This is a genomic window from Lentzea sp. NPDC102401 (assembly GCF_044765805.1).
Lineage (GTDB): Bacteria > Actinomycetota > Actinomycetes > Mycobacteriales > Pseudonocardiaceae > Lentzea > Lentzea sokolovensis.
On sequence record NZ_JBIWKS010000006.1, the window covers coordinates 362,899 to 388,086 of the forward strand.

Below are 25,188 nucleotides of genomic sequence, written 5' to 3' on the forward strand. Positions count from 1 at the left end.
TGAGAAAGCGATACCCGCCCCGGCCCCCGGCGGTGCCACTTCCACCACCACTGGTCTGGGGTGCTGCCTGCCATGATCGGTCTCGCCGACATCGCTCGTCTGGAAGAGGACATCCGCGCGTTGCGCGAGATGGACTACCGCCACGGCGGCGAACCCTGCCTGGACCGGGCGCGGCGGCGGATCCGCGACAATCTCCCGCTGCTCACCGCGCCGGCGTCCGCGGAAGTGCGGCAACGGCTGCACGTCGCCATGGCCGACCTGCGGAACCTGGCCGGGTGGGTCTGCTTCGACGCCGGGCTGGTCACCAACGCGCACAACCACTTCTCGCACGCGCTCGCGCTGGCCGGGATCGCCGGGGACGACGGGTTGATCGCCAACGTGTGCTATCGCCTCGGGCGGGTCTACCTGCACCACGGGCACCTCGACGAGGCGCTGCGGTACTTCGACCTCGGCCGGATCGCGGCCTCCCGGTCCGGTGACCGGCTCGCCGCCGGCATCATCTCGGTCAACTCGGCCTGGGCGTGCGCGAAGAAGGGCGACGAACACGGCGCGCTCACGTTGCTCGACCGCGGTCGTGAGCAGTTCACCGCGGCGAACCGCACGGAGGTGGCCGAGTGGGCCCGGTTCTTCACCGAGTCCGATTTGTCGGCCATGGCGGGGGCGGTGCACACGACCCTGGCGGGCACCGCGGGCAGGCACCACGCGCGAACGGCCGTTCCGTTGCTCCACACGGCGGTCAACGGCTACGGCGAGGACATGGCCCGCAGCCGGATCCTCAGCCTGATCCTGTTGTCCACCGACCAGTTGATCGAGGGGGACGTCGAGGTCGGGGTCGGCACCGGGCTGCGGGCGCTGGACTCCGCCGCCGCTGTAGGGTCGGCCCGCATGCGCGACCGCTTCCGCCCGCTCGCTCTCCAAGCGCGCAGGCACCACGACCACGCCGGCGCACTCGACCTCGCCGAGCGGATAGACGCCCGCACCACCCGGCCGGACACGCGGTGAGCGGTGAACGGCTCGCGAAAGTGCTGGCACGCCTCACCGGCGACGCGGCTCATCGCGATGTCGCGATGCCCAGCGAGGCCGCGTGCGAAGCGAGCGTGGCGTTGCTCGGGGTGAGCGGCGCTCAGCTGACCCTGACGCGCGGCACCGGCCGAAGTGCGTACAGCTACGCCACGAGCCAGATCGGCACGCTCCTCGAGAACATGCGGTTCGTCCTCGGTGAGGGACCGTGCGAGCACTCCCTGCGGTCCGGTCTTCCTGTTCTGGTTGAAGACCTCAACTCCTGGGAAAACCACCAGCGGTGGCCGCTGTTCACACTGTCCGCCGGCGCCACCGGGGCGCGGGCGGTGTTCGTGTTCCCGTTGCGCAGCGGCGCGATCCACCTGGGTGCGCTCGTGCTCCACAGGACAAGCCCAGGGCCGTTGACCTCAGAACAGGTGGCCGACGCGCACGTCGTGACCGACGTCGTCATGTCGTTCGTGCTGGACGAGTTGACCCGCGTCCACGTCGATGTTCCTCCGCCGACTGGAATGCCGCTCCGCCAGGCCGAAGTGCACCAGGCCGCCGGGATGTTGTCCGTCCAACTGGGAGTGAGCATGGACGAGGCGCTGGTGCGACTGCGTGCGCACTCGTTCGCGCACGACAGGCCGGTCGTCGAAGTCGCCCGCGACATCGTCACCCGGCACCTGCGACTGAGTCCGGACGGCCGGCTCGATCCCCGATGATCCTGCCTGCCCCGGCGAGAACCGACAGAGGTGACTTGTCATGTCCGTGGAAAACCTGGCGGAAATGTTCGTCGAGCTGGCCGACACCCTGGTCGCCGACTTCGACCCGGCCGAGTTCATGCATCTCCTGGCCGATCACTGCGTCAGCACCCTGGGGGTGGACGCGGCCGGCATCCTGCTCGCCGACCACTTCGGCGAGCTCCAGGTGGTCGGTGCCTCCAGCGATCGCGTCCGGCTGCTGGAACTCTTCGAACTCCAGCACCAGCAGGGCCCGTGCATGGAGTGCTACCTCACCAGTGCGCCGATCACGGTCACCGGTTTCACCGAACCACCCCAGCGGTGGCCCGAGTTCTCCTCGGCCGCGGTGGCCGCGGGGTTCGGCGCCGTGCACGCCCTGCCGATGCGGCTGCGCGAGCAGACCGTCGGGGCGCTGAACCTGTTCACCGTCCCTGATAACGAACTGGGTGAGACGCGGGTCAGGGTGGCGCGGGCCATGGCTGACGTCGCCACCATCGGCCTGCTCCAGGCCCAGTACATCAGCCACCGCGAACTGCTCGCCGGGCAGCTGCAGCACGCGTTGCAGAGCAGGATCCTCATCGAGCAGGCGAAGGGGGTGCTCGCCGAGCGGCTGCAGGTCGACATGGGCACGGCGTTCCAGACCCTGCGGCAGTACTCGAGGAGCAACCGCCTTCACCTCAGCAAGGTGTCGGAGGACGTCATCGACGGCACGATCGACATGACCGCGCCGACGGCCTCCAGGACGTAGCGTCCGGCCCGCTCACCGCCGGCCTGCGCCCCACCGTCGTGGTGTCAGGTCACCGCACCCGCTCCGGGATGTGGTCGAGCGCGCGCAACACCTGCACCGCCACCTCCCGCGTGTCCTTGCCGCCGAGTTCGGTGCGGCCGGTCAGCACGTCCTCCACCATCTTGAGCCTGCGGTCGTAGGCGGACGTGTAGGTGGAATCGGTCATGCGGGAACTCCCGACTTCGGCCGAAAGACGACCGGGTCACGTTTCATCGAGCACGACAGGAGCTTGAACGCTCAGGTGCGAAATGTTCTCGACGAATTGAGACTACACTCTTTCGGACGCGTTCGACCGACGCAGAACTCGGCATTCCGATGGTAATTCCCGGAAAAGCATGTCCTCTGCCGTCGCGGCGCTAGTCTGACCAGAACCGCCCTGACCCCGCGGCTGCCACATCGACGAGCGAGAGGTGACCGGCGTGTCGGACCAGCGGGTGGCACAGACGTTCGCCGAACTGGCCGACGCACTCGTGGAGCGGTTCGACACCATCGAGTTCCTGCACGTACTGGCCGAGCGCACCGTCGAGTTGCTGCCGGTGAACGCGGCGGGGATCCTGCTGGCCGACGGTCAGAGCGCGCTCAAGCTGATGGCCACCTCCAGTCACCTGGCCCGGCCGGTCGAGAACCTGGTGCCGCACAGCGAAGACAGCCCGTCCGAGGAGTGCGTCCACTCCGGACGGACGGTGCGCTGCCCCGATCTGCGCGGGCAACCGCGGTGGCCGCGGTTCACCGCCGCGGCCGTGGAACTGGGATTCGCCGCGGTCGAGGCGGTGCCGATGCGGTCGCGGGACGAGGTCATCGGGACGCTCAGCCTGTTCCGCACGTCGCCCGGCGCGCTGCCCGCCGAGGCCGCCGCGCTGGCGCAGTCCTTCGCGAACGTCGCCACGATCGGTCTTCTCCAGGTGCGCACGACCGAACAGAGCGAGGCGGTCGCCGAGCACCTCCAGGCCACGCTGACGAACCGCGTGGTGATCGAGCAGGCCAAAGGCGTGCTGACCGCACGGCTGGAGATCGACGTCGCGGACGCCTTCTCCCTCATGCGGAACTACGCGCGCAACACCGGTCAGCTGTTGTCCGACGTGGCCCGGCTGGTCAACGAACGGTCACCGGAGGCCGCCGAGCTGACGAGGGTCGACGAACCGCGGCCACGCTGGTGACGGAGTAGCGTCGAGCCATCGACCCCTCATCGCAGCGCGACCCCGGCACGGACTCGGCTCGACTCACCGGGAGGATCCGGGCGGGCGCCGCGGTGGTCGCGATCCTGCTCGTGCTCCTCGCGGTGATGCTGGCGGTCCTCCTCGGCGTCTCCCAGGCGGGTACGGCGCTGGTCGGCGTCCTGGGCTGGCTGGCCGCACTGGCGGCGCGCCTGCCCGCGCTGGGCACCGCGGGCAGACTGCACACGGTCCGGCGCCGGGACACGATCATCGGGGTGACGACGGGAATCACCGACGAGGTGGTCCGGCTCGCGCTGGTCCTGGTCGCCGTCAGCGGCGTCGAGTCCGCGCTCTGGGCCGGATTCGGCTGGGCACTGGCCCAGCTCGTGTTCATCGCCGCCATCGAACTGACCACGTTCACCTGGCCCATCGGGCGTCAGGCCGCCGAACAGCTGAAGGCGCAGGGCGGATTCGTCAGCACGCATCCCGTGCACAGCGGCGTCCGTGGCCTCACGGCGATGTCCTTCTACCTGGGTGCGACCCTGCTGCTGACCGCCGGGCCGTGGTGGGTGCTGGCCACCGCGGCCGCGCATGCCTTGGTGAACCTGGCTTTCGCGCGGCAGGCCAGGAAACGGCTCGTGCCGGTCGAGGTGTTCGGCGCCGTCGTGAGCGCGGCGCTGTTGCTGGCCGGTCTGATCGGCACCGAAGTGCTCGCCTGAACGCAAAACGGGAGCATGCACCCGGAGGATGCATGCTCCCGTGAGAGCAGAACGCCGGTCAGTCCTTCTTGAAGGCGTCCTTCACCTTCTCGGCCGCGTCCTTGAGGTGACCCTTCGCCTGGTCGACCTTGCCCTCGCCCTGCAGCTGCTGGTCGCCGGTGGCGTCGCCGACGCCCTCCTTGACCTTGCCCTTGACCTGGTCGGCCTTGGCGTCGATCTTGTCGTCGGTGCCCATGTCTTCCTCTCCTCCACCCGTATCTCAGATGGGACGTCGACCATCGGATGCCCACGTCTGAGAACCTCAACCATCGCCCACGCCACGTTTGTGGCGCTCCTGACGGGGGAACCTGGACAGAGGTGTGCGGGCACGCATCGCCCATCTCGCCGATGACCCCGGACCCCGGCGTCGGAGACCGACCCCGGAGGTATGCACGCCGTGAGCACCGACCGCCGGGACCCGCAGGACTCCGTTCCCTTCGGACTGCGCGTCAGCGCGGCTCTCGGGTGGCGCTTTCTCGTCGTGGTGGCCTCGCTCTACGTGATCGGCACCATCTTCGGCAGGCTCGGCTCGCTCGTCGTCCCGCTCGCGATCGCGTTGCTGCTGGCCGCGTTGCTCACTCCCGCCGTCAGTTTCCTGACGCGCCACACGTTTCCGCGAGGCTTCGCCACCCTGGTGGTGCTCGTCGGCGGACTGGCCGTGCTGGGCGGACTGCTCACGTTCGTCGTGATGACCTTCGTCAACGGCCTGCCGGATCTGGCGGCACAACTGGCCCGCAGCATCGACGCGGTGTCCGACTGGCTCGTCAACGGGCCGTTGCAGCTCAGCGAGACGCAGTTGCGCGAGTTCGCCGACCGGATCGTGAAAACCCTGCAGGACAACCAGACCGGCATCACCACCAGCGCCATCACCACCGCCGCGACGGTAGGCGAGACCCTCGTCGAGATGCTGCTGGTGCTGTTCGCGCTCGCGTTCTTCCTCTACGACGGCCCCAGAATCTGGCAGTTCCTCATCCGCGTCGTCCCCGACGGGCCCCGCAGGCGCGTCGACGTCGCGGGCAGGCGCAGTCTCGCCGCGCTCGTCAGCTACGTCCGGGCGACCGGAGCGGTCGCCGTGGTGGACGCGCTCGGCATCGGCATCGGACTGGCAATCCTGCGCGTGCCGCTGGCGGTTCCGTTGGCAGCACTGGTGTTCATCAGCGCGTTCGTCCCGATCTTCGGCGCCGTGGTGGCGGGTGGCGTGGCCGTGCTCATCGCCCTGGTCGCCAACGGCCCGGTGACCGCCGCGATCGCCCTGATCATCGTCATCGCCGTGAACCAGCTGGAAAGCCATGTCCTGCAACCGTTCCTGCTGGGCCGCGCGGTGAAGCTGCACCCGCTCGCGGTGGTGCTGGCCATCGCCGCAGGCCTCCTCGTCGCGGGCATCGCGGGCGCACTGCTCGCGGTGCCACTGCTGGCGGTGCTCAACTCCGCGATCCGGTCCCTGCTGAGCGAGGCGGACGAACACGTGGCGCCCGCCGACGTGCACACCAGCGAACCTGAGGAGTCCGGGCCGGACGAACCCGGCCTGGACAGGGAATCCGACGAGCCACGACCCGGCTGACTCAGCAGGCCGAAGCCGAGATCGCCTGTTCGCGGAGCGCCTCGACGAGGGTCGTGACGCAGGGCTGGTCGCCGCGGCCCAGCGCGGCGACACCGATGTGACGGATCGGCCGCGGCTGCGCGATGGAGATGGCGCAGAGGCCGGGGATCTCCGGGGCGAGTGCGATGGACGGGATCAGCGAGATCCCCATGCCCGCGGCGACGAGTGAGCGGGCGAAGAAGTAGTCGGTGGTGGTGCCGCGGACGTCCGGAACGAAGCCCGCGCGCTCGGCGTGGCGGCGCAGATAGGCCTCGGTCTTCAGGCAGCCGAGCACCCACGGTTCGGCGGCCAGTTCGGCGAGGTCGAGCGCGTCCCGGCCGGCGAGCCGATGTCCTCGGGGCAGAACGACGTGCAGGGGGTCCTCGAGGAGCGGGGTCCACTCCAGACCGGCGTTCGGCCCGGTGGGGAGCGGGCCGTCGAAGTGGTAGGCGAGGGCGAGGTCCACGGCGCCCTGGCGGACCAGCGGCAGAGCCTCCTCGGGCTCGCTCTCCCTGATGTGGACCACCGTGGCGGGGTGGACCGTCGTGAGCCGGGTGAGTGCCGCGGGCAACAGGACCCTGCCGCCGCTGGTGAACGTGGCAACGGTGATCTGCGTGCGGCCGGTGCTGAGCCGGGCGACCTGCCGCTGGGCGTGTTCGAGCTCCGCGGCCACGGACTCGGCAGCGCGGACCATGATCTCGCCGGCTCTGGTCAGAGTGACACCGCGGGTGCTCCTGCTGACGACCTCGGTGCCGACGCTGCGTTCCAGCGCGGCCACCTGCTGGGAGACGGCCGACGGGGTGAGACGGAGCGCGGCGGCCGCCTGGTTGAAGCTGCCGTGCTCCGCCACTGCCCGCAGGACGCGGAGCCGTTGCACGTCGATCAACAGTTTTCCTTAATGCCGGTACAGCAGGTCGGGACTTCTGCTGATGATCGCAGGTCTCCACGATGGAGGCATGTCCAAGATCTGCGTCGTCGGCGGAAGCCGGTACTTCGGAACGCTGCTGGTGGAGCGCCTGTACGAGGAGGGCCACCAGGTCACCGTGATCAACCGCGGCGCTGCCTCGCCACCCGCCGGTGTCGAGCACCTCGTCGCCGACCGCAACGACGAGTCCGCGCTGAAGGCGGCGCTCGGCGACCGCACGTTCGACGTCGTGGTGGACCAGGTCTGCTACACCCCGGTGCAGGCCGCGATCGCCGCCCGCGTCTTCACCGGCCGCACCCGGCGCTACGTCATGACGTCCACGATCGAGGTCTACGACCCCGCGACCGCCGCACTGACCGTGCCTCCCGGTACGCCCGTGCGGGAAGAACTCGTGGACCCGTCGACCTGGCTGGTGGCCCTGGACCTTCCCTGGCACGACGACAGGTACCTGGAGGCGCACTACGCCGAGGGCAAGCGTCAGGCGGAGGCGGTGTTCACGCGCACCGGCGGCTTCGACTTCGTCAGCGTGCGCAGCGCTCATGTTCTCGGCGGGGGCGCCAGGGAGTTCACCGGCCGGCTCGCGCACTACGTCGGACGCGTCCTTCGCGGTGAGGAGATCCTGGTGCACGCCACCGCGTTGCCCACGGTCTTCGTCCACTGGGAGGAGCTGGCGGACGTGCTGCGGTGGACGGCCACCGGCGGCTTCACCGGTCCGGTCAACGCCTGTTCCGACGGCCCGCTCGACGTCCACGAGCTCGTCGCGGTGGTCGCCGCGCAGGTAGACCGTGCGCCTGTCTGCCGAACGGTTCCGGCCGGTGCGGAGGCCTCGCCGTTCTCGTTCGACCGCCACTACGCCATGAGCAACGCCCGCGCGAAGGAACTGGGCCTTTTCGTCTCGCACACCCGTGACTGGTTGCCTGGCGCCGTCACCGACCTTCTGGGGAACTGATGCGCCACCGCTTCATCGCGAACACCTCCGTCAGCGCCATCGGTCTGGGCGCCATGCCGTTGTCGATCGAACACCGGCCGGACGAGGCGCGGGCCATCGCCACCGTCCACGCCGCCCTCGACGCCGGCGTCACGCTGATCGACACCGCCGACAGCTACCACTGGCACGCCGGCGAGGAGGGCCACAACGAACTGCTGATCGCGCGCGCCCTTGCCCGCTACGGCGACACGTCTGACGTTCTGGTGGCCACCAAGGGCGGACGCGGCCGTCCCGGCGACGGCAGCTGGACCGTCACCGCCACCCCGGAGCACCTCAAGCAGGCCGCCGAAGCCTCCGCCCAGCGCCTGGGCGTCGACGCGATCGGCCTTTACCAGCTGCACAAGCCGGATCCCGCGGTGCCGTGGGCCGAGTCCGTCGGCGCTTTGCGCGACCTGCTCGACGCCGGCACGATCCGCGCCGCCGGCATCTCCAACACGACCACGGCCCAAGTACTCGAAGCACGGGCGATCCTCGGCGACGGGCTCGCGTCCGTGCAGAACAGGTACTCCCCCGCCGTCCGCGACAGCGAGCCCGTGCTGCGGCTGTGCACCGACCTCGGCCTCGCGTTCCTGCCCTGGAGCCCGCTCGGCGGCATCTCCCGCAGCTCCCTCGACGGACCGGGCCCTGCCTCGGCGGGCACCGCGTTCCACGCCGTCGCGGCCGAGCGCGGCACGAGCCCGCAGCAGATCTCCCTGGCGTGGCTGCTCGCCCGCTCCCCCGCCGTGATCCCGATTCCCGGAGCGAGCCGTCCGGCGTCCATCACCTCGTCGGCCCAGGCCGTGGAACTCACGCTGAGCGCGGACGAGCTGGCCCGGCTCGACGCGGCGTTGCTCACCCGCTGGAGGGTGTCCTCTCATGACGCCTCGGTCGATGCCGGTGGAGGTGTGCGCCGCAGCAGGAGTACGACGAACCCGAGAACTCCGCGGTAGCCGCCCAGCCAACTGGCGCGGTGGGCCGCCGACGTCCGAAGCGCGAGGTCGTGGCCGGGGTGTTCGGGATTGTCGAGAGCCCACCTGGCGAGAGTGCCGGTCCAGCACCATTCGTACTCGTCCCACTCCGCGAGGGTGCTGATGTATCCGTAGACCGGTGTCCATCCGTCGGCGACGACCTGGGCCACGGTGGTCGGGAGATCCGCGTACTTCTGCGGACCGTTCTCCTGTTCCGCTCGGACGGCGGCGTCAGGTTCGCGCTCCCAGAAGCAGTCGCCGAGCAGGAGCATCCCGTCTTCGGCGAGGTGTTCCCGAGCGGCGTTCAACGTGGGGAGCAGCCCGCCGTACGCGTAGGCGGCGCCCACGCTGAGCACCAGGTCCGCTTTCCTGGTCGACCGGTACTCGGCGACGTCCTGGCGGCGCAGTTCCAGCCGATCGGCCAGACCGAGCCGGGCGGCCTCGCCCAGGACGTGGTCGAAGCCTTCGCCCGAGATGTCGACTCCGACAGCTGTCACGCCGTCGTGCGCCTGCAGCGCGCGTAGCAACCAGGTGCCGTCGCCGCAGCCCAGATCGAGCAGGTGATCGTCCCGCTCGCGAATGGCCCGGTCGAGGAGGTGCGCCACTGTGCTGTCGCTCAGTGGCGCGGATATCGGGTGGTCGGTGTGCGCGATGGCGCTGAGTTCGTGTCGGTCCACCAGCGCTGTCTAACAGAATATGGATCTTGTGCGCAGGCATTCGCAGTGGAGGTGGTGGCAACCCCTGCCGCCGGACACAGGCCCTAGGTCAGATCGGCGAGCCGTTCCACCTCGGACGTCCTGCCCGCCACGATGAGCACGTCACCGGCGTGCACCATGGTCTCCGCGGTGGCGTAGGTGAATCCTTCGCCGGGACGCTTCACGCCGACCACGGTCACGCCGTACTTCTTGCGCAACCCGCTCTCACCCAAGGTGTGGCCGACGGTCTCCTTCGGCGCACGGGTCTTGACGATCGCGTAGTCGTCCTCGAACTGGATGAAGTCGAGCAGGCGGCCGGTGACGAGGTGGGCGACGCGTTCGCCCATCTCGTACTCCGGCAGGACGACGTGGTGCGCGCCGATGCGTTCCAGGATGCGGCCGTGCTCGCGGCTGATCGCCTTGGCCCAGATGGTCTTGATGCCGAAGTCGGCCAGGACGGCCGTGGTCAGGATGCTGGCTTCCAGGTTCGTGCCGATGCCGACGACGGCCAGCTCGAACTCGTCCACGCCGAGCTGCCGCATCACCTCGGCGTCGGTGCTGTCGGCGATCACGGCGTGGGTGAGGTCGTCGGCGTGGCGCTGGATCAGCTTGGGGTCCTGGTCGATCGCCATGACCTCGGTGCCGTGGCTGACCAGTTCCAGTGCCAGGGAGCTGCCGAACCGGCCGAGGCCGATCACGACGACCCGGTTGACGTGCCTATCCGACAATGGGGCGCTCCTCGGGTAGTTCGTAGCGGCGCCCGCGTTCGCGCAGCGCCAGCGTGGACACCAGTGTGATCGGGCCGAGCCTGCCCAGGAACATCAACGCCATGATCACCAGCTGACCCACCACGGGCAACTGCGGGGTGATGCCGGTCGACATGCCGACGCCGCCGAACGCCGACGCCGCCTCGAACAGCACGGCGTCGAGCCGGAACGACGTCGTGGCGAGCACGACGAGCGTGGCGGTCATGACGGCGGCCACGCCCATCAACGCCACCGTGACGGCCTGGCGCTGCACGTCGTTGCCCAGCCGACGGCCCATCACGTGCACGCTCGGTTCGGCCCGCACCTCGGCGAGCAGGACGAACGCCAGCAGCGCGAACGTCGTCACCTTGATGCCGCCGGTCGTGCCCGCGCTGCCGCCGCCGATGAACATCAGCACGTCGTTCACCAGCAGCGTGGCGGGCTGGAGCTGGGAGACGTCGACGGTGTTGAAGCCCGCGGTGCCCGGCTGCGCGCCGTGGAAGAAGCCGATCAGCAGCTTCTCCCAGAACCCGTACGGACCGAGCGTGTCCGCGCGGGTCCACTCGACGACGAGGAACATCAGCACACCGAACGCGATCAGCGACAGGTACACCGGAACGGTGATGCGGGTGTGCAGCGACCAGCGCTTGCGCCGACGCCCGCGCAGCACCTCGAACAGCACCGGGAAGCCCAGTCCGCCGGTCACCGCCACCGCCACGACCGTCAGCGACACCCACGGATCGGTCGCGAACCTCATCAGGTTGTCCGGGTAGAGCGACAGGCCGACGCTGTTGAACGCCGACACCGAGTGGAACACGCCCGAGTAGAACGCCTGTCCCGGCGAGAAGCCGTACCCGAGCCAGAACCGCAGGCCCAGCGCCACCGCGCCGATCGCCTCGACCACCAGGCTGATCACGACGACCCCCAGCGCGACCCGGCGGACGTGGCCGAGGTTCAGGGTGTTCGTCTCGGTCCGGACGGTGAGCTGCAGCTGCAGGCCGATGTGGTTCGACACCATCATGGCCAGCAGCGACGCCAGCGTCATGATCCCGATGCCGCCGATCTGGGCCAGCACCAGCAGCAGGACCTCGCCGAACGTCGACCAGTGCGTCCCCGTGTCGACCACGGCGAGGCCGGCGCCGGTGAGCCCGGAGACCGCCGTGAAGAACGCCGTCATGAACGGCGTCGTCTTCCCGGGCTCAGTCGCCATCGGAAGCATGAACAGCGACGTGCCCGCCGTGACCGCGGCCAGGAACGACAACACGACGAGGCGGCCAGGGTGGCGCCGGCCATTGATCACCGGCGTAGCTTAACCGTCCTCACCGGACGAACCAGGTTCGCACCGCGGGTGGCCGCACTGGCACCATCGCGGCCGTGCATCGCGTGGTGATCCTCGGCCGTGGCGGCGCGGGGAAGTCGACCCTCGCCGCCGACCGGTGGAGCATGGACCGCGACCTCGGCTCCTACGACGTGCTCGACGTCCGGCTGCGCAGGGCGGACATCGTTCTCCTGCTCGACCACTCGTTCCCGCGCTGTGCCTGGCGAGCGTTGCGCCGTTCACGGGAACGGGCCGATTTCTGGCTCTGGGTGTGGTCGTGGCGCCGCAGGCACCGACCGCTTCTGATGAACGCGATGCAGCGGGCTGAGGGCGTGGCCACCGATGCGGTCTTCGGGAAGAACTGGAAGACGTGGTCGGAAGTCACCGCGATGGCCGTGCGGCGCCGAGACACCCGAGCACGACGGCCCATCCTTCACAACGCGGCCGAGCCGGTGTCGTCGTCAGAACCCGCGACGGCCACTGCCAACGATCGCCAGACGACAACACCGGCCCTGTGCACGACGTCGCCGCAACCACGTCCCAGTCACCCCAGAACCTGTACCCCCAGTGTGGCAACAGGTTCTGGCTCGACCCCGTTCGAGCCGCGGTCAGTGCGGCAGGACGAGCCGGTTGGCGATGTCGTACAGGTCTTCCTGCGGTACCCGGCCAGCGATGACGATCGGGGCTCCCTCGACCGCGTCGAGGATCCACAACCGGTGGTAGCCGTTCTCGTCGACATAGCGAGTCTCGTGGCCCTGCACGGGTTGTCCCGGTGTTTCGGGCGGGCTGCCGACGACAGCGGTGCTGACGAAGATCGACGGCTGGACGGTGCACGTGCCCAGCGAGTAGCTCGTGTTGATCCCCGGCCCTGCGGGGGGCCGGTCCGGGCTCTGTGCGACCTCGAAGGCGCAGATCCGCATCCCGTCGGGCAGGTCCCGCAGGCCGTACGCCGGGGTCACGGTCGTCGTGCCAGGGAAGCGGATGTTCTCCGCGATCCGGCGGCCGGCGTCGACGAGTTGTTGCGCGGGTGCTTCGCCGCCGTGCTCGGCGGACACGTTCACGTACATCGAACCGCCGTCGGGGTGCGCCACGTACAGCTCGTAACCACCTGGCCCGGTGGACACCGCACTCTCGACCCCGCGCTGCCCGTTGATCGTCACGGACCTGCCAGGGCCCGACTTGAACATCGCCTCGTCCACCGACACCATCCGGAACTGCTGGACGTCGACCTCCAGGACCTGGCCGTCTGCCGTGACGGTCAGCATGTACTCACCGCCGAACAGGGGCGCGGCCGGGTTGGCCGCGCTGGCCCCGATGTTGATCCGGCGCGACCGGTAGGCCACCGAGCCCGGCGGGAGCCAGCCGAGGGAGTAGGGCATCTGCAGACCCGCCACGGCCTGTCCGGTAGGCGTGGGGGTCTGGCTGTCTTGAGGCCCGTTGGCGGTGGCGATGATCTGGGATTGCTCCGCGGGATCCGGCCGGTTCAGCACGACGGCGGTGGCCGCGCCGAGGGTCAGCACGGTCGCCCCGGCGGCGACCGCGAGCGGCAGGCTCAGCCCGGAGCGCCTGCTGTCGATGCGTTGGCGCGCCGCGGCAAGCACCGCGTCGCTGTCGGGCGCGTCGTGTTCGCGCGCCGCGAAGGTGTCCTTGATCAGGTTCTCGATGTTCATCACGTCTCCCTGGCTTCCGCCATCTGCTCGATGGCCAAGCCGTTTCGCAGTGCTGCCAATGCCTTGTGGGCGTGTGCCCGGACGGTGGCCTGGGCGCAGCCGAGCAGCCCGGCGATCTCGGGATCCGGGAGCTGCTCGTAGTACCGCAGCACCACCACAGCCCGCTGGCGCTTGGGCAGCCGCGCCAAGCGCTGCCACATGTCCTCGCGCGCGGCGTGGTCCGACGCGAAATCGTCCGCGCGTGCCTCGTCGGGCAGGTCACCCGACGCGATCACACGCGCAGACCGGCTATGTCGCCAGGACAGGTAGCCATTGGTCACCATCCGCAGCACGTACCGGTCGGGGTGATCCGCGCCGCTGATCCGGGACCAGTGCCGGTACACCTTGACCAGCACGTCCTGCACCAGATCAGCCGCCTGCTCCCGGTCGCCGGTGAGCATCGTCGCGTACCGCAGCAACCGCGGTAGTTGCGCTCGGGCGAAGTCGTCGTAGTCAGCCATCACTCTTGAAGACTCACGTCGACGGCGAACCGTTTACCGGCTTCCCGAATAAACAGGTTGATCCGCTCAACGAGTCATAGAGGTACGGGGGAAACACCAGCCGACGTCACAAGGGGCGATCTGTGCGCAAACGCGGTTTCATCCATGCGGCGGTCTTCGCCGTGCTGGCCACCGGTGTGGTCGTCTCACCGGCAGCCGCACGACAACCCACACCCGCGCCGGCCGAGGCGCCCAGGACGGTCACGCTGATCACCGGCGACAAGGTGACCGTGACCAGGAAGGACGGCTCCTGGGACGCGAAGATCCAGCCTGCCGCCCGGCTCGGGCCGGTGCGGTTCATCAAGTCGGTCAGCGCCAGGGGCGTCACGGTGATCCCATCGGTCGCCGAGCCGCTGATCCGGGCGGGCACACTGGATCGCAAGCTGTTCGACGTGACCGGCCTGATCGACCTGGGCTACGACGACGACCACACGCCGGACATCCCGCTGCTGGTCGAGTCCACCAGCGCCCGGACGCTCGGCAGGATCACCCGTGAACTGCCGTCGGTCGAGCTCTCCGCGGTGGCCACGCCGAAGAACAGGGGTGACGAGATCGCGCCGCGGCGGAACGACGGGCTCGATACGAGCATCACCCTCCCAAGTCCACAGGAGAGGTCACGGTCACCCGCAGGACGGTGCTGTCCAGCAGGAGCCGCGGAACGCGGGAACACGGCCTGACCGCCGCGCGCTATCGCTGTCCAGGCCGAAGAACTGGATGGCGCGCAACGCCATCCCGATGCCATCAGGTTGTGCCCGACGTTCTGCAGCGAGTACGACTCGACCTTGTCGCTGTACGAGCGCGGCCGCGGAGGCCCGGGGTGTGACGACGAGACCGAGCAGGACCGCGAAAGCCAAAGGCCATGCGGAACATGACGCTCCTAACGTCCGACCGTTGCTTCCGACACGGCCAGGAAGCCTTGCGCGGTTCCCGGTGCGGAGCTGGTGAGGTCCAGGCGGATGCGGTCGCTGCGCACCGGGGTGAAGGTGATGCTCGCGGGTCTGCCGGCGGGCCATTCGACCTTCGCGTCACGCACCGGCACGAACGCCCGGCCGTTCCAGTAGGACACCGCGATCGACGCAGGCAGGGCGTGTGACGCGTCGGTGCGGAACGAGACCTGCACCGAGCCCGCCGGACCGCCCTCGGGAACGGGCAGCGACACCCAGTCCGTCGCGTGCGCCCGGCTCACCGCGGGCAGCAGACCGGTGGCGCGCTTGAGGTAGTAGTTCGACCAGTACGTCGAGGCGTCCCCGTCCAGCATCGCGGCCGGGATCGTGTCGACGGCACCCGAGTAGCTCGCGTCCGCCTCCGGTGCGGGCGCCGGTACCGGTGCGGGATCGGCGGTGGCCCGCAGCGGGCCTGGCCTGCCGCCGGCCGCCGCGATCAGGGTGGTCGCGGTGCGCAGGCCGGGAGCGCGCGCTGTCACCGTGATCACGGGCGACGTCTGTCCGGATCGGACGATCGCCAGCGCTTTGCCGTTGAACGCGGTGCGCGAGCTCGCCTGGTAGTTCTCCGCGCTCTCCTGCCGGCCGTTGTCCAGTCCCGCGAGGCCACCACCCCTGACCTGGAACGAGATCAGGTCGTCCGCGTGCGGCACGACCACACCCGCGCGGTCGACGACCTCGGCCGTGACGAACGCGAGCGACCTGTCGTCGGCCTTCGTCACCCTGCGGTCCGGTGTCAGCCTGATCGCGTGCGGTTCGCCCGCCGTGCGGACCTCGTCTCGCGCCACCTCCACGCCACCGCGCCTGGCGACCGCGACGAGCCGGCCGGGCTGGAACGGCACCGACCACGTCAGGTGCAGCTTGCCCGCGCTGCCGTTGGGGCTGGTGTAACTGCCGGGATAGGGGCCTGTGACGACGTTCTTGTCGTCCCCGGTCGCCTCGGTGGTCTCCAGGTACTTCGAGCCGGAGACCGTGGTCTTCTCGTCGAACTTCCGCTCCCCCAACGACTTGCCGTCGAGGTACAGCTCGACGGTGTCCGCGTTGCTGTACGCCCACACCGACACCACTTCACCGGGTTGGTGGCCTGTCCAGTCCATCGGCAGCAGGTGCACCATCGGTTCACTGCTCCACTGACTGCGGAACAGGTGGTAGAAGTCCTTCTGGAACCCGGCGGTGTCGACCGCGCCGAAGAACGACGACTTCACCGGGAACACGTTGTAGGGCGTGGGCTCGCCGATGTAGTCGATGCCGGTCCACAGGAACTGGCCGGCGAACCACTTCCGGTCGCGGTCCTTCTTGAGGCCGTACTCGCCGCTGTAGGTCCAGGTCTCCAGGTTGTTGTCGTAGGAAGACGTGTTGCGTCTGCCCGGTGTGTGGTTCTCACCGGTGTTGAGCTGGTCCGGATCCTGGTAATGGCCGCGCGTCGACGTGGAGGACGACGACTCGGCCTCGAAGAAGAACTTGTCGGGGTACCGGGCGTGCAACTCGTCGATCGAGGACGCGTTGTTGTAGTTCAGGCCCAGTCCGTCGAGCATCCGCAGGATCTGGTCCTGCGGTGAGCCGATCGCGGGGACACGGCGGTACCGGTCGGAGCCCATGACGATCGGGCGGGTGGTGTCGACGGAGCGCACGTCGTCGATGAGCCGCCGGGCGATCGGCGGGCCCGCGGCCGAGCTCGAGTCGGGGATCTCGTTGCCGATCGACCACATCACCACCGACGGCGAGTTCTTGGCCGCGTGCACCATCTCGCGGAGGTCGGCGCTGCTGTTGGCGTCGAAGAACCGGCCGTAGTCGTACTTCACCTTCGGCGACCGCCAGGTGTCGAACGCCTCGACCTGCAGGAGGATGCCCAGTTCCTCGCACGCCCTGATGAACTGCGGCGAGGGCGGGTTGTGGGAGGTGCGCACGGCGTTCACGCCCATGCTCTTCATGATCCGCAACTGGCGGACGACCGCGTCGGACGAGACCGCCGAGCCGAGCGCGCCGAGGTCGTGGTGGAGGTTGACACCCTTGAGCTTCGTCTCCACGCCGTTGAGCGAGAAGCCGTTGTCCGGATCGAACGCGAAGTACCGGATGCCCGTGCGGGTGCTGACGGTGTCCACGACCCTGCCGTGCACCCGGACCTCGCTGTCCACCGTGTACAGATTCGGCCGGTCCACCGACCACAGGGCCGGTCCGGCGATCCTGATGTCCGTGGTGGTCGTGCTCGGTTCCGCGGCCAGTGCCGCACGAGCCGTTCCCCTGCCGACGATCCGGCCGCGCGGGTCCCTGACCGTCGAGACGACCTCCGCCTGGGTTCCGCTCTCGCCGACGGCGGTCGTCGCCACGCGCATCGTGGCGAAGCCGGACTTGATCGTGGTCGCCAGTTCGGGCGTCGTCACCTGCACGCCGTGGCGCGTGACGTGCGCGGGCTCGGTCACGACCAGCCGGACGTCGCGGTAGATGCCGCTGCCGGAGTACCAGCGGCTGCTGGGCACCTGATTGCGCACCTTCACCGCGAGCACGTTCGGTGAGCCGTCGGTGCGCGCGTCGAGGTCGTAGGCGAAACCGGTGTAGCCATAGGGATGGCGGCCGAGCAACACGCCGTTGAGATACACCTCGGAGTCCATGTAGACGCCGTCGAATTCGATCGACACCTTCTTGCCGGCCAATCGAGACGGCAGCGTGAACGCTTTGCGGTACCAGCCGAGTCCGCCGGGCAGAAAGCCTGTCCCAGCGCCCGTGTGCGGACCTTCCACCGGGTCGAGCCCGATGCTCCAGTCGTGCGGCAACCGCGTCTCCCGCCACGCCGGATCGTGTTCACCGGGTTGCGGCGCGTCCTCACCATTGGTGTTGACCAGCGCGAACTGCCACCCTCCGGTGAAGTCGACAGATCTTCCAGCCGGTCGAACCTGCTCGGCTCGTGCCACCGGGTGGGCGGCGCACAGACCGGCCACGACCACGAGGCCGAGCACGGGTGCCCAGAACCCGTTCGACCATCGATTCGACCGTCGAATAGCCAAAACCCACCACCCTGTAGCGATTTTCGCGCTCCGGAACGCCATACTCGACCACTCCAGGAAAGCGCTTACCCATCCCCTGCGCAAGAGGCGGGAGAAGAGGAACGATGAATCCGAGAGTGGCGGGTACCGCCGCCTTGGCCGTCGCCGCGCTGGTGAGCACCGGTGCGGCGGCCCCTGCCTCCGCCGGGCCCGCGGCCACGCTGACGGTGGCGGCCGATGGCAGCGCCCAGTACCGGACCGTGCAGGCCGCGATCAACGCGGCGCCGGCCGACAGCTCCGCGCGGACCACCATCACGATCAAGGCGGGCACCTACCGCGAGATCGTGCGGGTGCCGTCGAACAGAACAGCCATCACGTTGCAGGGACTGGGGTCCACGCCCGCACAGACCGTGCTCGTGTTCAACAACAGCGCGAGCAACAGCAGCACGTTCAACAGCGCCAGCATGTTCGTCGACGGCCGCGACTTCGCCGCCACGAACCTCACCATTTCCAACGACTACGCCGAGAAGCCCGGCACCGAGGGGAACCAGGCGGTGGCGCTGCATCTCAACGCCGACCGCGCCGTGTTCCGCGACGTCCGCCTGCTCGGCGACCAGGACACGTTCCTGGTCAACGAGAAGACCCGCGCCTACATGGCCGACTCGTACGTCGAAGGCACCGTCGACTTCGTCTTCGGCGGCGGCACCATGGTCTTCGAGCGCACCACCGTGCACGAGAAGCGCACCGTCGGCGGCCCGATCACGGCCGCCAGCACTCCGGCCGCCAAGAAGTACGGCCTGCTCTTCTACCGCTGCACGATCACCGGCACGACCGGCGACACCACCCAGCTGGGCAGGCCGTGGCGTCCCGACGGCCAGGTCCTCTACCGCGAGTCCACTCTCACCGCCACGCTCAGGAACTCCCAGCCGTGGATCGACATGAGCGACAACTCGTGGAAGAAGGCCCGGTTCTCCGAGTACCGCAACACCGGCCCAGGCGCCACCCAGAACTCGAACCGGCCCCAGCTGCCGGACTCACTGGCCGGTGACCACACCCCGCAGAAGTACCTCGCGGGCACCGACGGCTGGAACCCGCGGTGAGAGTGTCCTCCTTCGCCCTGGCCCACAAGGGAGACCGCCTGTGCACCTGAAACACACGACTTTCGTCGGCGTCCTCGTGGCCGCGCTGGCCGCCACGGGGACGAGCGCGTCGGCGGCGACCCCCGTCCGCGTCTTCGTCGCCGGGGACTCCACCGCGTCGACCTACGTGTCCGCACTGGCCCCCCGAACCGGGTGGGGACAGGCGTTGCCGGTGTTCCTCACCTCCAGCGCCGTGGCGGTGAACGCCGCCCTGTCCGGAGCCAGCTCCAAGAGCTTCGCTGACCAGGGCCGCCTCGACAGCGTCCTGGCCCAGCTCCAGCGCGGCGACGTTCTTCTGATCTCGTTCGGCCACAACGACGAGAAGGAGGAGGATCCGGCGCGCTACACCGAACCGTCGACGACCTACAAGTCCTATCTCTCGCAGTACGTCGACAAGAGCCGGGCCAAGGGCGCGAAGCCGGTCCTGGTCACGTCCGTCGAACGTCGCCGCTTCACCGGCGCGGGCACCATCTCCCCGACCCACGGCGCGTACCCGGCGGCGATGCGCCAGCTGGCGGCAGCCAAGGGCGTGCCGCTGGTGGACCTCACCGCGGCCAGCACGACGCTGTTCAACCGCGCAGGCGTCGAGGGCACGAAGAAGTACTTCCTGCACCTCAAGGCCGGGCAGCACCCCAACTATCCCGACGGTGCAGAGGACAACACGCACTTCCAGGCGACCGGCGCGATCGAGGTCGCCCGGCTCGTCGCCACCGCGCTGCGCGACCGGGGAACACTGCCATCCGGCTCGTTCCGGCAGCTCACCGGCGCGGTCCCGCCCGGCGCGATCGTCTGGCCGAGAACCGCGGCCTGAGGGCGTCGGGACGGCCTTCTCGTCGCGACCGCGGCCGACCTGTCGAGGTCATTCCTCCCTGCCGTCCACATCAGACAATCCTGCCGTCTGGAGACTATTGTGCGGAAACGTTTTCTGTCACTGGTGGCGCTGGCCGTCCTCCCTTTCATCGCCAATGCCAGTCCTGCCTCGGCGGATCAGCCCGACTGCGCCCCCGCCACCGAGTCGTCCACCGCCGCCGCGAGCGTGAAGGTCTGGCTCGCCGGCGATTCGACGATGTCCAACCCGCAGTCCAGCTGCCCCGTGGGCTGGGGCAGCCAGTTCGACCCGCTGTTCACCGGCGACGTCACCGTGGTGAACAGCGCGGTGGCCGGCCGGAGCATCCAGACCTGGCTGTACGAGTCCAACGTGAAGAGCACCAAGGACTCCGCCGGCGAGTGCGTGGTGAGCCCGCGGACGTTCCACCAGCGCTGGCTGACCATGCTGGATCCCGCCAACGGGATGAAGGCCGGCGACTACCTGATGATCCAGTTCGGGATCAACGACGGTGACGGCAACTGCCCCCGCCACGTGGGTTCCGCACGGTACAAGGAACTCCTCGCCCTGATGGCCAAGGCCGCCAAGGACCGGGGCGTCACCCCGATCTTCCTGACGCCCGTCTCGGCGATCAGGTGCAGCGGCAGCGCGGCCGTCGGCACCCGCGGCTTCCTCACCGAGACGTCCGACGCGGGCCGGGCCGCCGGGGCGACCGTCATCGACCTGCACAAGCTGAGCTACACGCTCTACAACACGCTCAAGCTGTGCCCCAACAACGGCGACTACACCCAGGGCCCGGTCGGCGCGTTCTTCTGCAACGACCACACCCACTTCGAGGCGGCCGGGGCCAGGCAGATCGCCGGCGTCGTCGCGAAGGCACTGCGTGACCAACGGATTCCCCTTTCCAGCTACCTCAAATGAGAAGGGGTGGGTGGTCCGGTCGCCGCGGCGGCCGGACCACCCACCGCTCACCGGTCCTCGACGGTGAGTGCGCCTCCGTCGCCCGCAATCGGTTCCCCGCCCGGGAACTGGACCTGCCACGCCGCCGGCGGCGACTCGACCCGGACGTCGATCCGGTTGCCGTCGCGGCGCGTGCGGAACGTGGAACCGGCGACCTCGGTCGTGATCGAGGCACCGTCGTCGAGATGGTGGATCCGCAACGTGACGCCCTCGGCGTAGTCGTAGTCCGGGCGGTCGTCGACGGCCCCCAACGGCAGGACGGTGTTCGGCCGCACCAGCAACGGCACCGTGAGGAAGTCGCACGACATCGTTGTCCACCTGCCGCCGTCCACCGGTTCGCCGGTGAAGAAGTCGGTCCAGACGCCGTCCGGCACGTAGAACGACACCTCGCCGCCGTCGGAGAACACCGGCGCCACCAGCAGGCTGTCGCCGAGCATGTACTGCCGTTCGAGATGGGTGCACGCCGGATCGTCCGGGAACTCCAGCACCATCGCCCGCATCATCGGCGTTCCCTCGGTGGCGGCCTGCAGCGCCGCGTGGTGCAGGTACGGCATCAGCCGTGCCTTGAGCTTCGCGAAGACCCGCAGCACGTCGACGGACTCCTCGTCGAACAGCCACGGCACCCGGTACGACGAGCTGCCGTGCAGGCGGCTGTGCGAGGACAGCAGGCCGAAGGCGATCCACCGTTTGAACAAGGCGGGGTCCGGGGTGCCCTCGAAACCGCCGATGTCGTGGCTCCAGTACCCGAAACCGGACAGTCCCAGGGAAAGCCCACCGCGCAGGCTCTCGGCCATGGCCTCGTAGGTCGACTCGCAGTCACCGCCCCAGTGCACCGGGAACTGCTGCGAGCCGGCGGTGGCGGCACGGGCGAACACCACGGCCTCGCCGTCGCCGCGCCGCTTTCGCAACACGTCGAAGACCGTCTTGTTGTAGAGGTAGGAGTAGTAGTTGTGCATCCGCTCGGGATCGGAGCCGTCGAAGTACACGACGTCGGTGGGAATCCGCTCGCCGAAGTCGGTCTTGAAGCAGTCCACGCCCTGGTCCAGCAGGGCTTCCAGCTTGGCCGCGTACCACTCGCGGGCGGCCGGGTTGGTGAAGTCCACCAGCGCCATGCCCGGTTGCCACAGATCCCACTGCCACACGTCACCGTTCGTCCGGCGCAACAGATAGCCGCCTTCGAGACCTTCAGCGAACAGCGGAGAACGTTGTGCCACATAGGGATTGATCCACACGGAGATCCGCAGGTCCTTGGATTTCAGCCGCCCCAACATCCCCTCGGGGTCGGGGAACATGCGCGGGTCCCATTCGAAGTCGCACCAGTGGTACTCGCGCATCCAGAAGCAGTCGAAGTGGAACACGCTCAGCGGCAGGTCGCGCTCGATCATGCCGTCGATGAAGCCGGAGACCGTCTTCTCGTCGTACGACGTCGTGAAGGACGTGGACAGCCACAGACCGAACGACCACAACGGCGGCATCGCCGGCTTGCCGGTCAGCGCGGTGTACTTGCGCAGGATCTCCTTGGGGCTCGGGCCGTAGATCACGAAGTACTCCAGCGTCTGTCCCCCGACGCTGAACTGCACGCAGGACACCTTCTCCGAGCCGACCTCGAACGACACGTGCCCCGGATCGTTGACGAACACGCCGTAGCCCGCGTTGGTCAGGTAGAACGGCACGTTCTTGTAGGCCTGCTCACTGCTGGTGCCACCGTCGGCGTTCCAGATGTCCACCACCTGACCGTTGCGGACCAACGGACCGAAGCGTTCACCGAGGCCGTACACCACCTCACCGACGCCGAGTCCAAGCCGGTCGCGGACGTGGTGCCTGCCGTCCACGGTCATGAAACCCATGCCCTTGGCGGAACTGGAGGTCAGCACGTTGCCGTCCGCGACGAACTCGACCTGCCAGTCACGGCTCACCCTCACCTCCAGCGCGCCGGCGGTGAGGGACTCCTCGGCGAGGTGCACGCGGGAGTGCGTCCCGGCGATGACGAACTCCGGGTGCCTGGGCCGCCCGCCCTCGAAGTGCGTCAGGCTCACGCCGATCACGTCCGGCATCGGCGAGGAGAACCGCACCGTCGCCACCGGGCCCTGCAACAGGTCACCCCGGCGGCGGATCGGGCGCGTCGGCGCGTGGACCACCAACTCCCCTGCCGCCTGGGTGATGTCGTGGACCTCGACCGGATGAGCCGCCTGCACACCGTCGCGCAGGAGCCAGTACCCGTTGCTGAACTTCATTCGACCGCTTTCACCACTCGAATTCGAATCGAAACGCTTCGATTATGTTTCCTTCGAGGAGATTAGCGATAACGTTCCCGGCGAGGAACCCCTGAATTCCCTGCCCAAAGGTCCTGGCCTGCGGCGATCGCTCGTTCGGCGCGGAGGCCGTGCTGAGCGGCAGCACCAACTCATCGATCCGGGAGAATCCCTGTGGCACCAACACGACGTTCCGCAACATCACGCTGAACAACAGCACGTCCACCGTGTGCCCGTGACGGTCAGCGGGCCAGTGCCGGGAAGAGCCGGACGCGCCCCGGTCAGGACGACCCGCGTGCCAGCGGATCGATCATCCTTGCTGGGACACGAAAGACGGGTAGATCGTGTAGTTGCTGTGGTGCCACGTGTCGGTCGGGAACCCGCCGCCTTCGCCGTAGCGATAGACGCCCGCGTCGGCGCGCACGATGTACGGCGCGTGGAACAGGGTGCCGGTGTAGAAGTCCTCGCTTGCCTGGTAGCCGCCTTCGGGCGTGTAGTACGAGACGACGTAGTCGGCGCCTGGCTGTGCCTGCACCGGAGGGGTGATCGCCGCAGACGTGTAGCTGGTTGTCGCTGATGGCTCGACGTGCTCGTGCAGCAGCGTGCCGCCTGGTCCCCAGACTCGGATCGTCACCGGGCCCTGGTACGGCCCTCGGCGGAACGTGACCCCGTTCAGCCGGCCGGGCCGGTCGACCGCGAACCGCACACCCAGCTCCACCGAAACCGGGTCGATGTCGTCGTGCGGGAACTCGGACTCGCGGAAGGTGCACGGGCAGCTGATCGGCGCGAGAGAGCCGGGCGTGCCGACGTGGAACGTGCGCGGTGGACTGATGTCGCCGAGTTCGCCGTTGTACCAGCCTCGCATGCGGAAGGCGACGTCGCCGGACTGGACGGGCGTGAACAGGTAGCGCCACGAGCCGTTGCTGTGAAGGTCTGCCTCGGCCCAGCTCACGCCGTCATCGAAGGTCAACTCGACGCCGTGGGCCGGGGTCCCCTCCCCTACGTAGGAGTACCCGGTGATCAGAACAGGTTCGCCCACTTCGGCACTCGCACCCACCGATGGCGAGTAGACCACGTGCCACGGCGCGTTCGAGGCCATCGCCGCCGGCGCGCCGAACACGGCCAGGCTGACTGTCGCGAGAACAGCCATCCACCTCGACAAGCGACGCATCCGCTCTCCCCAAGGCCTCGGAACCCAGGCAGACTTCCTGCCCCCTTCCCCCGCATCGCCGCACACCGACTCCGCGCTACGCGCACAACCGAATTCCCGCCAAGCAGCCGCACGACCCAAGACCAGACGGCCCGATCCTGTTACACCGCAAGGCTCCACAGCCGGCGGCGCGTCACGCGGCCTTGGCCGGGGTGACGGGAGCCGCTCCGGGCATTGCCGGCCGACGACGTACGGGGACGAGGCCCGGGTCCACGGGGGACCCAGGCCTCGCGGTCATGCGCGATCAGGAGTGGACGGGGACCTGCTCGTAGATCACCTTCCACTCGTAGGTGCCGGCGAACCCGTTGGCCCACAGGGAGTTCACCCGGGATGCCTCGGTGGCGTTCGGCGAGGCGACGGTGCACGACGTGCCCGGACCGCCGCCCGACATCAGTTCCGAGCACGGTCCGCTGTAGTGGTCGGGCAGGCCGAGGGCGTGCCCGGTCTCATGAGCGGTGATACGGGTGACGTAGTACTGCCGCGCCTGCGTGTAATCGATGAAAATGGTGCCGCTGCCGTGGCCGTTGGTGGAGGCGTACGAACCGCGCGGGTCATTGCCCTCGCGGTAGCGCAGGGAGGCCGCGCTGCGGTTCTCCACCAGTTTCACGTTGCTCACTCGCGCGTTCCAGTTCGCCGCGCCCTGCCGGATGGCGCTCGCGAACGTGGGTGCGCTGCTGGTGTCGTAGTAGACGGTGACCGCCGCCGCGGTGATCGGAGCCTCGGTGGCCGACGCCTGGCCGGTCAGGGGGGCGACGACGGTCGTGGCCGCGGCGAGCGCGACGGACAGGACGACTTTCCTGAACATGGGTTCTCCTCGCTTGCAGGGTGCGAAGAATGGAACCTCGGGGTTCCGCCACCCAACGTAAGGAAGGTCGTCGCGCCCACTCGCCCGCCATTGGCGTGAAGCGGTTCAGCGCTCTTGACGGTTGACGTTGTCTGTTATTCGGACGAATGCGGTGAAAGACGCGGAAACGGGGCGAACGGTCGTCACGGTGCGTCAAACACAACCCGGCTCTACAAGCGGGTAATCA

25 protein-coding genes are annotated in these 25,188 nt (G+C 68.8%); 12 read left to right on the top strand and 13 right to left on the bottom strand.

From position 1 onward, the window contains the following. Nucleotides 1–72: 72 nt before the first annotated feature. The 3 genes from ACIRG5_RS23465 to ACIRG5_RS23475 are packed head-to-tail and all read left to right on the top strand — an operon-like array spanning nucleotide 73 to nucleotide 2,490. Nucleotides 73–1,002, top strand: coding sequence for a hypothetical protein (locus ACIRG5_RS23465; RefSeq protein WP_402907915.1), 930 nt, complete (start codon nucleotides 73–75; stop codon nucleotides 1,000–1,002). Beyond that, on the top strand, nucleotides 999–1,724 hold the full coding sequence (locus ACIRG5_RS23470; protein ID WP_402907919.1) for a GAF and ANTAR domain-containing protein: 726 nt from the start codon (nucleotides 999–1,001) through the stop codon (nucleotides 1,722–1,724). The genes ACIRG5_RS23465 and ACIRG5_RS23470 overlap by 4 nt, the downstream gene beginning before the upstream one ends. A gap of 40 nt (nucleotides 1,725–1,764) precedes the next feature. After that, nucleotides 1,765–2,490, top strand: coding sequence for a GAF and ANTAR domain-containing protein (locus ACIRG5_RS23475; RefSeq protein WP_402907921.1), 726 nt, complete (start codon nucleotides 1,765–1,767; stop codon nucleotides 2,488–2,490). A gap of 49 nt (nucleotides 2,491–2,539) precedes the next feature. Here the strand turns inward: ACIRG5_RS23475 and ACIRG5_RS23480 are convergent, their stop codons facing one another. After that, complete coding sequence (locus ACIRG5_RS23480) at nucleotides 2,540–2,695, bottom strand: DUF6307 family protein (protein ID WP_319974156.1); 156 nt, start codon at nucleotides 2,693–2,695, stop codon at nucleotides 2,540–2,542. Nucleotides 2,696–2,948: 253 nt separating this feature from the next. On the opposite strand from ACIRG5_RS23480, the gene ACIRG5_RS23485 reads away from it, so the two are divergent. Beyond that, nucleotides 2,949–3,686 (top strand): ANTAR domain-containing protein, encoded by a 738-nt coding sequence (locus ACIRG5_RS23485; RefSeq protein ID WP_402907924.1) that lies wholly within the window; start codon nucleotides 2,949–2,951, stop codon nucleotides 3,684–3,686. A gap of 92 nt (nucleotides 3,687–3,778) precedes the next feature. Beyond that, on the top strand, nucleotides 3,779–4,402 hold the full coding sequence (locus tag ACIRG5_RS23490; RefSeq protein WP_402907926.1) for a hypothetical protein: 624 nt from the start codon (nucleotides 3,779–3,781) through the stop codon (nucleotides 4,400–4,402). Nucleotides 4,403–4,460: 58 nt separating this feature from the next. Here the strand turns inward: ACIRG5_RS23490 and ACIRG5_RS23495 are convergent, their stop codons facing one another. After that, on the bottom strand, nucleotides 4,461–4,637 hold the full coding sequence (locus tag ACIRG5_RS23495) for a CsbD family protein (protein ID WP_402907928.1): 177 nt from the start codon (nucleotides 4,635–4,637) through the stop codon (nucleotides 4,461–4,463). A gap of 192 nt (nucleotides 4,638–4,829) precedes the next feature. On the opposite strand from ACIRG5_RS23495, the gene ACIRG5_RS23500 reads away from it, so the two are divergent. Continuing rightward, on the top strand, nucleotides 4,830–6,002 hold the full coding sequence (locus ACIRG5_RS23500) for an AI-2E family transporter (RefSeq protein ID WP_402907930.1): 1,173 nt from the start codon (nucleotides 4,830–4,832) through the stop codon (nucleotides 6,000–6,002). Between the two features lies 1 nt (nucleotide 6,003). Here the strand turns inward: ACIRG5_RS23500 and ACIRG5_RS23505 are convergent, their stop codons facing one another. Next, nucleotides 6,004–6,897 carry a LysR family transcriptional regulator gene (locus ACIRG5_RS23505; protein ID WP_402908180.1) on the bottom strand — a complete coding sequence of 298 codons (894 nt, stop codon included), beginning with the start codon at nucleotides 6,895–6,897 and terminating at the stop codon, nucleotides 6,004–6,006. 79 nt (nucleotides 6,898–6,976) lie between these two features. Here ACIRG5_RS23505 and ACIRG5_RS23510 point away from each other — a divergent pair, with 79 nt between their 5' ends. Together ACIRG5_RS23510 and ACIRG5_RS23515 are read left to right on the top strand one after the other, a co-directional pair. Continuing rightward, entirely contained in the window at nucleotides 6,977–7,894 is a 918-nt protein-coding gene (locus ACIRG5_RS23510; RefSeq protein WP_402907932.1) for an NAD-dependent epimerase/dehydratase family protein, read from the top strand. Next, entirely contained in the window at nucleotides 7,894–8,862 is a 969-nt protein-coding gene (locus tag ACIRG5_RS23515; RefSeq protein WP_402907934.1) for an aldo/keto reductase, read from the top strand. Before ACIRG5_RS23510 ends, ACIRG5_RS23515 begins: the two co-directional genes overlap by 1 nt. Here ACIRG5_RS23515 and ACIRG5_RS23520 read toward each other — a convergent pair. The 5 genes from ACIRG5_RS23520 to ACIRG5_RS23540 form a co-directional block, all read right to left on the bottom strand. Beyond that, the gene (locus ACIRG5_RS23520; protein ID WP_402907936.1) at nucleotides 8,787–9,557 is read right to left on the bottom strand and encodes an SAM-dependent methyltransferase; all 771 of its coding nucleotides are present in this window, start codon (nucleotides 9,555–9,557) and stop codon (nucleotides 8,787–8,789) included. The genes ACIRG5_RS23515 and ACIRG5_RS23520 overlap by 76 nt on opposite strands. A gap of 83 nt (nucleotides 9,558–9,640) precedes the next feature. Then, entirely contained in the window at nucleotides 9,641–10,303 is a 663-nt protein-coding gene (locus ACIRG5_RS23525; RefSeq protein WP_402907938.1) for a potassium channel family protein, read from the bottom strand. Continuing rightward, nucleotides 10,293–11,621, bottom strand: a complete 1,329-nt coding sequence (locus ACIRG5_RS23530) for a TrkH family potassium uptake protein (protein WP_402907939.1) — start codon at nucleotides 11,619–11,621, stop codon at nucleotides 10,293–10,295. The genes ACIRG5_RS23525 and ACIRG5_RS23530 overlap by 11 nt, the downstream gene beginning before the upstream one ends. 626 nt (nucleotides 11,622–12,247) lie before the next feature. Next, the gene (locus ACIRG5_RS23535; protein WP_402907941.1) at nucleotides 12,248–13,309 is read right to left on the bottom strand and encodes a hypothetical protein; all 1,062 of its coding nucleotides are present in this window, start codon (nucleotides 13,307–13,309) and stop codon (nucleotides 12,248–12,250) included. Continuing rightward, nucleotides 13,309–13,809 carry a SigE family RNA polymerase sigma factor gene (locus tag ACIRG5_RS23540; RefSeq protein ID WP_402907943.1) on the bottom strand — a complete coding sequence of 167 codons (501 nt, stop codon included), beginning with the start codon at nucleotides 13,807–13,809 and terminating at the stop codon, nucleotides 13,309–13,311. The genes ACIRG5_RS23535 and ACIRG5_RS23540 overlap by 1 nt, the downstream gene beginning before the upstream one ends. A 122-nt stretch (nucleotides 13,810–13,931) precedes the next feature. Here ACIRG5_RS23540 and ACIRG5_RS23545 point away from each other — a divergent pair, with 122 nt between their 5' ends. Next, nucleotides 13,932–14,525, top strand: coding sequence for a hypothetical protein (locus ACIRG5_RS23545; protein ID WP_402907945.1), 594 nt, complete (start codon nucleotides 13,932–13,934; stop codon nucleotides 14,523–14,525). Between the two features lie 200 nt (nucleotides 14,526–14,725). Here ACIRG5_RS23545 and ACIRG5_RS23550 read toward each other — a convergent pair whose 3' ends face one another. Beyond that, nucleotides 14,726–17,743: a glycoside hydrolase family 2 TIM barrel-domain containing protein gene (locus ACIRG5_RS23550; protein WP_402907947.1), complete on the bottom strand. Its 3,018-nt coding sequence runs from the start codon at nucleotides 17,741–17,743 to the stop codon at nucleotides 14,726–14,728. 152 nt (nucleotides 17,744–17,895) lie between these two features. Between ACIRG5_RS23550 and ACIRG5_RS23555 the strand changes: the two genes are divergently transcribed. The 3 genes from ACIRG5_RS23555 (at nucleotide 17,896) to ACIRG5_RS23565 (ending at nucleotide 20,656) form a co-directional block, all read left to right on the top strand. Further along, a complete protein-coding gene (locus tag ACIRG5_RS23555) occupies nucleotides 17,896–18,870 on the top strand; it encodes a pectinesterase family protein (RefSeq protein WP_402907949.1) in 975 nt (324 codons plus the stop codon). Between the two features lie 40 nt (nucleotides 18,871–18,910). Beyond that, nucleotides 18,911–19,720: a rhamnogalacturonan acetylesterase gene (locus ACIRG5_RS23560; RefSeq protein WP_402907951.1), complete on the top strand. Its 810-nt coding sequence runs from the start codon at nucleotides 18,911–18,913 to the stop codon at nucleotides 19,718–19,720. Nucleotides 19,721–19,819: 99 nt separating this feature from the next. Beyond that, a complete protein-coding gene (locus ACIRG5_RS23565) occupies nucleotides 19,820–20,656 on the top strand; it encodes an SGNH/GDSL hydrolase family protein (protein WP_402907953.1) in 837 nt (278 codons plus the stop codon). 47 nt (nucleotides 20,657–20,703) lie between these two features. Here ACIRG5_RS23565 and yicI read toward each other — a convergent pair whose 3' ends face one another. From yicI to ACIRG5_RS23585, 4 genes are all read right to left on the bottom strand, one after another. Next, nucleotides 20,704–22,929: an alpha-xylosidase gene (yicI, locus tag ACIRG5_RS23570; protein ID WP_402907954.1), complete on the bottom strand. Its 2,226-nt coding sequence runs from the start codon at nucleotides 22,927–22,929 to the stop codon at nucleotides 20,704–20,706. A gap of 10 nt (nucleotides 22,930–22,939) precedes the next feature. Then, nucleotides 22,940–23,173 (bottom strand): hypothetical protein, encoded by a 234-nt coding sequence (locus tag ACIRG5_RS23575; RefSeq protein WP_402907956.1) that lies wholly within the window; start codon nucleotides 23,171–23,173, stop codon nucleotides 22,940–22,942. Between the two features lie 84 nt (nucleotides 23,174–23,257). After that, a complete protein-coding gene (locus ACIRG5_RS23580; protein WP_402907958.1) occupies nucleotides 23,258–24,118 on the bottom strand; it encodes a DUF4082 domain-containing protein in 861 nt (286 codons plus the stop codon). Between the two features lie 283 nt (nucleotides 24,119–24,401). Further along, nucleotides 24,402–24,962 (bottom strand): snapalysin family zinc-dependent metalloprotease, encoded by a 561-nt coding sequence (locus ACIRG5_RS23585; protein ID WP_402907960.1) that lies wholly within the window; start codon nucleotides 24,960–24,962, stop codon nucleotides 24,402–24,404. Nucleotides 24,963–25,188: the final 226 nt, after the last annotated feature.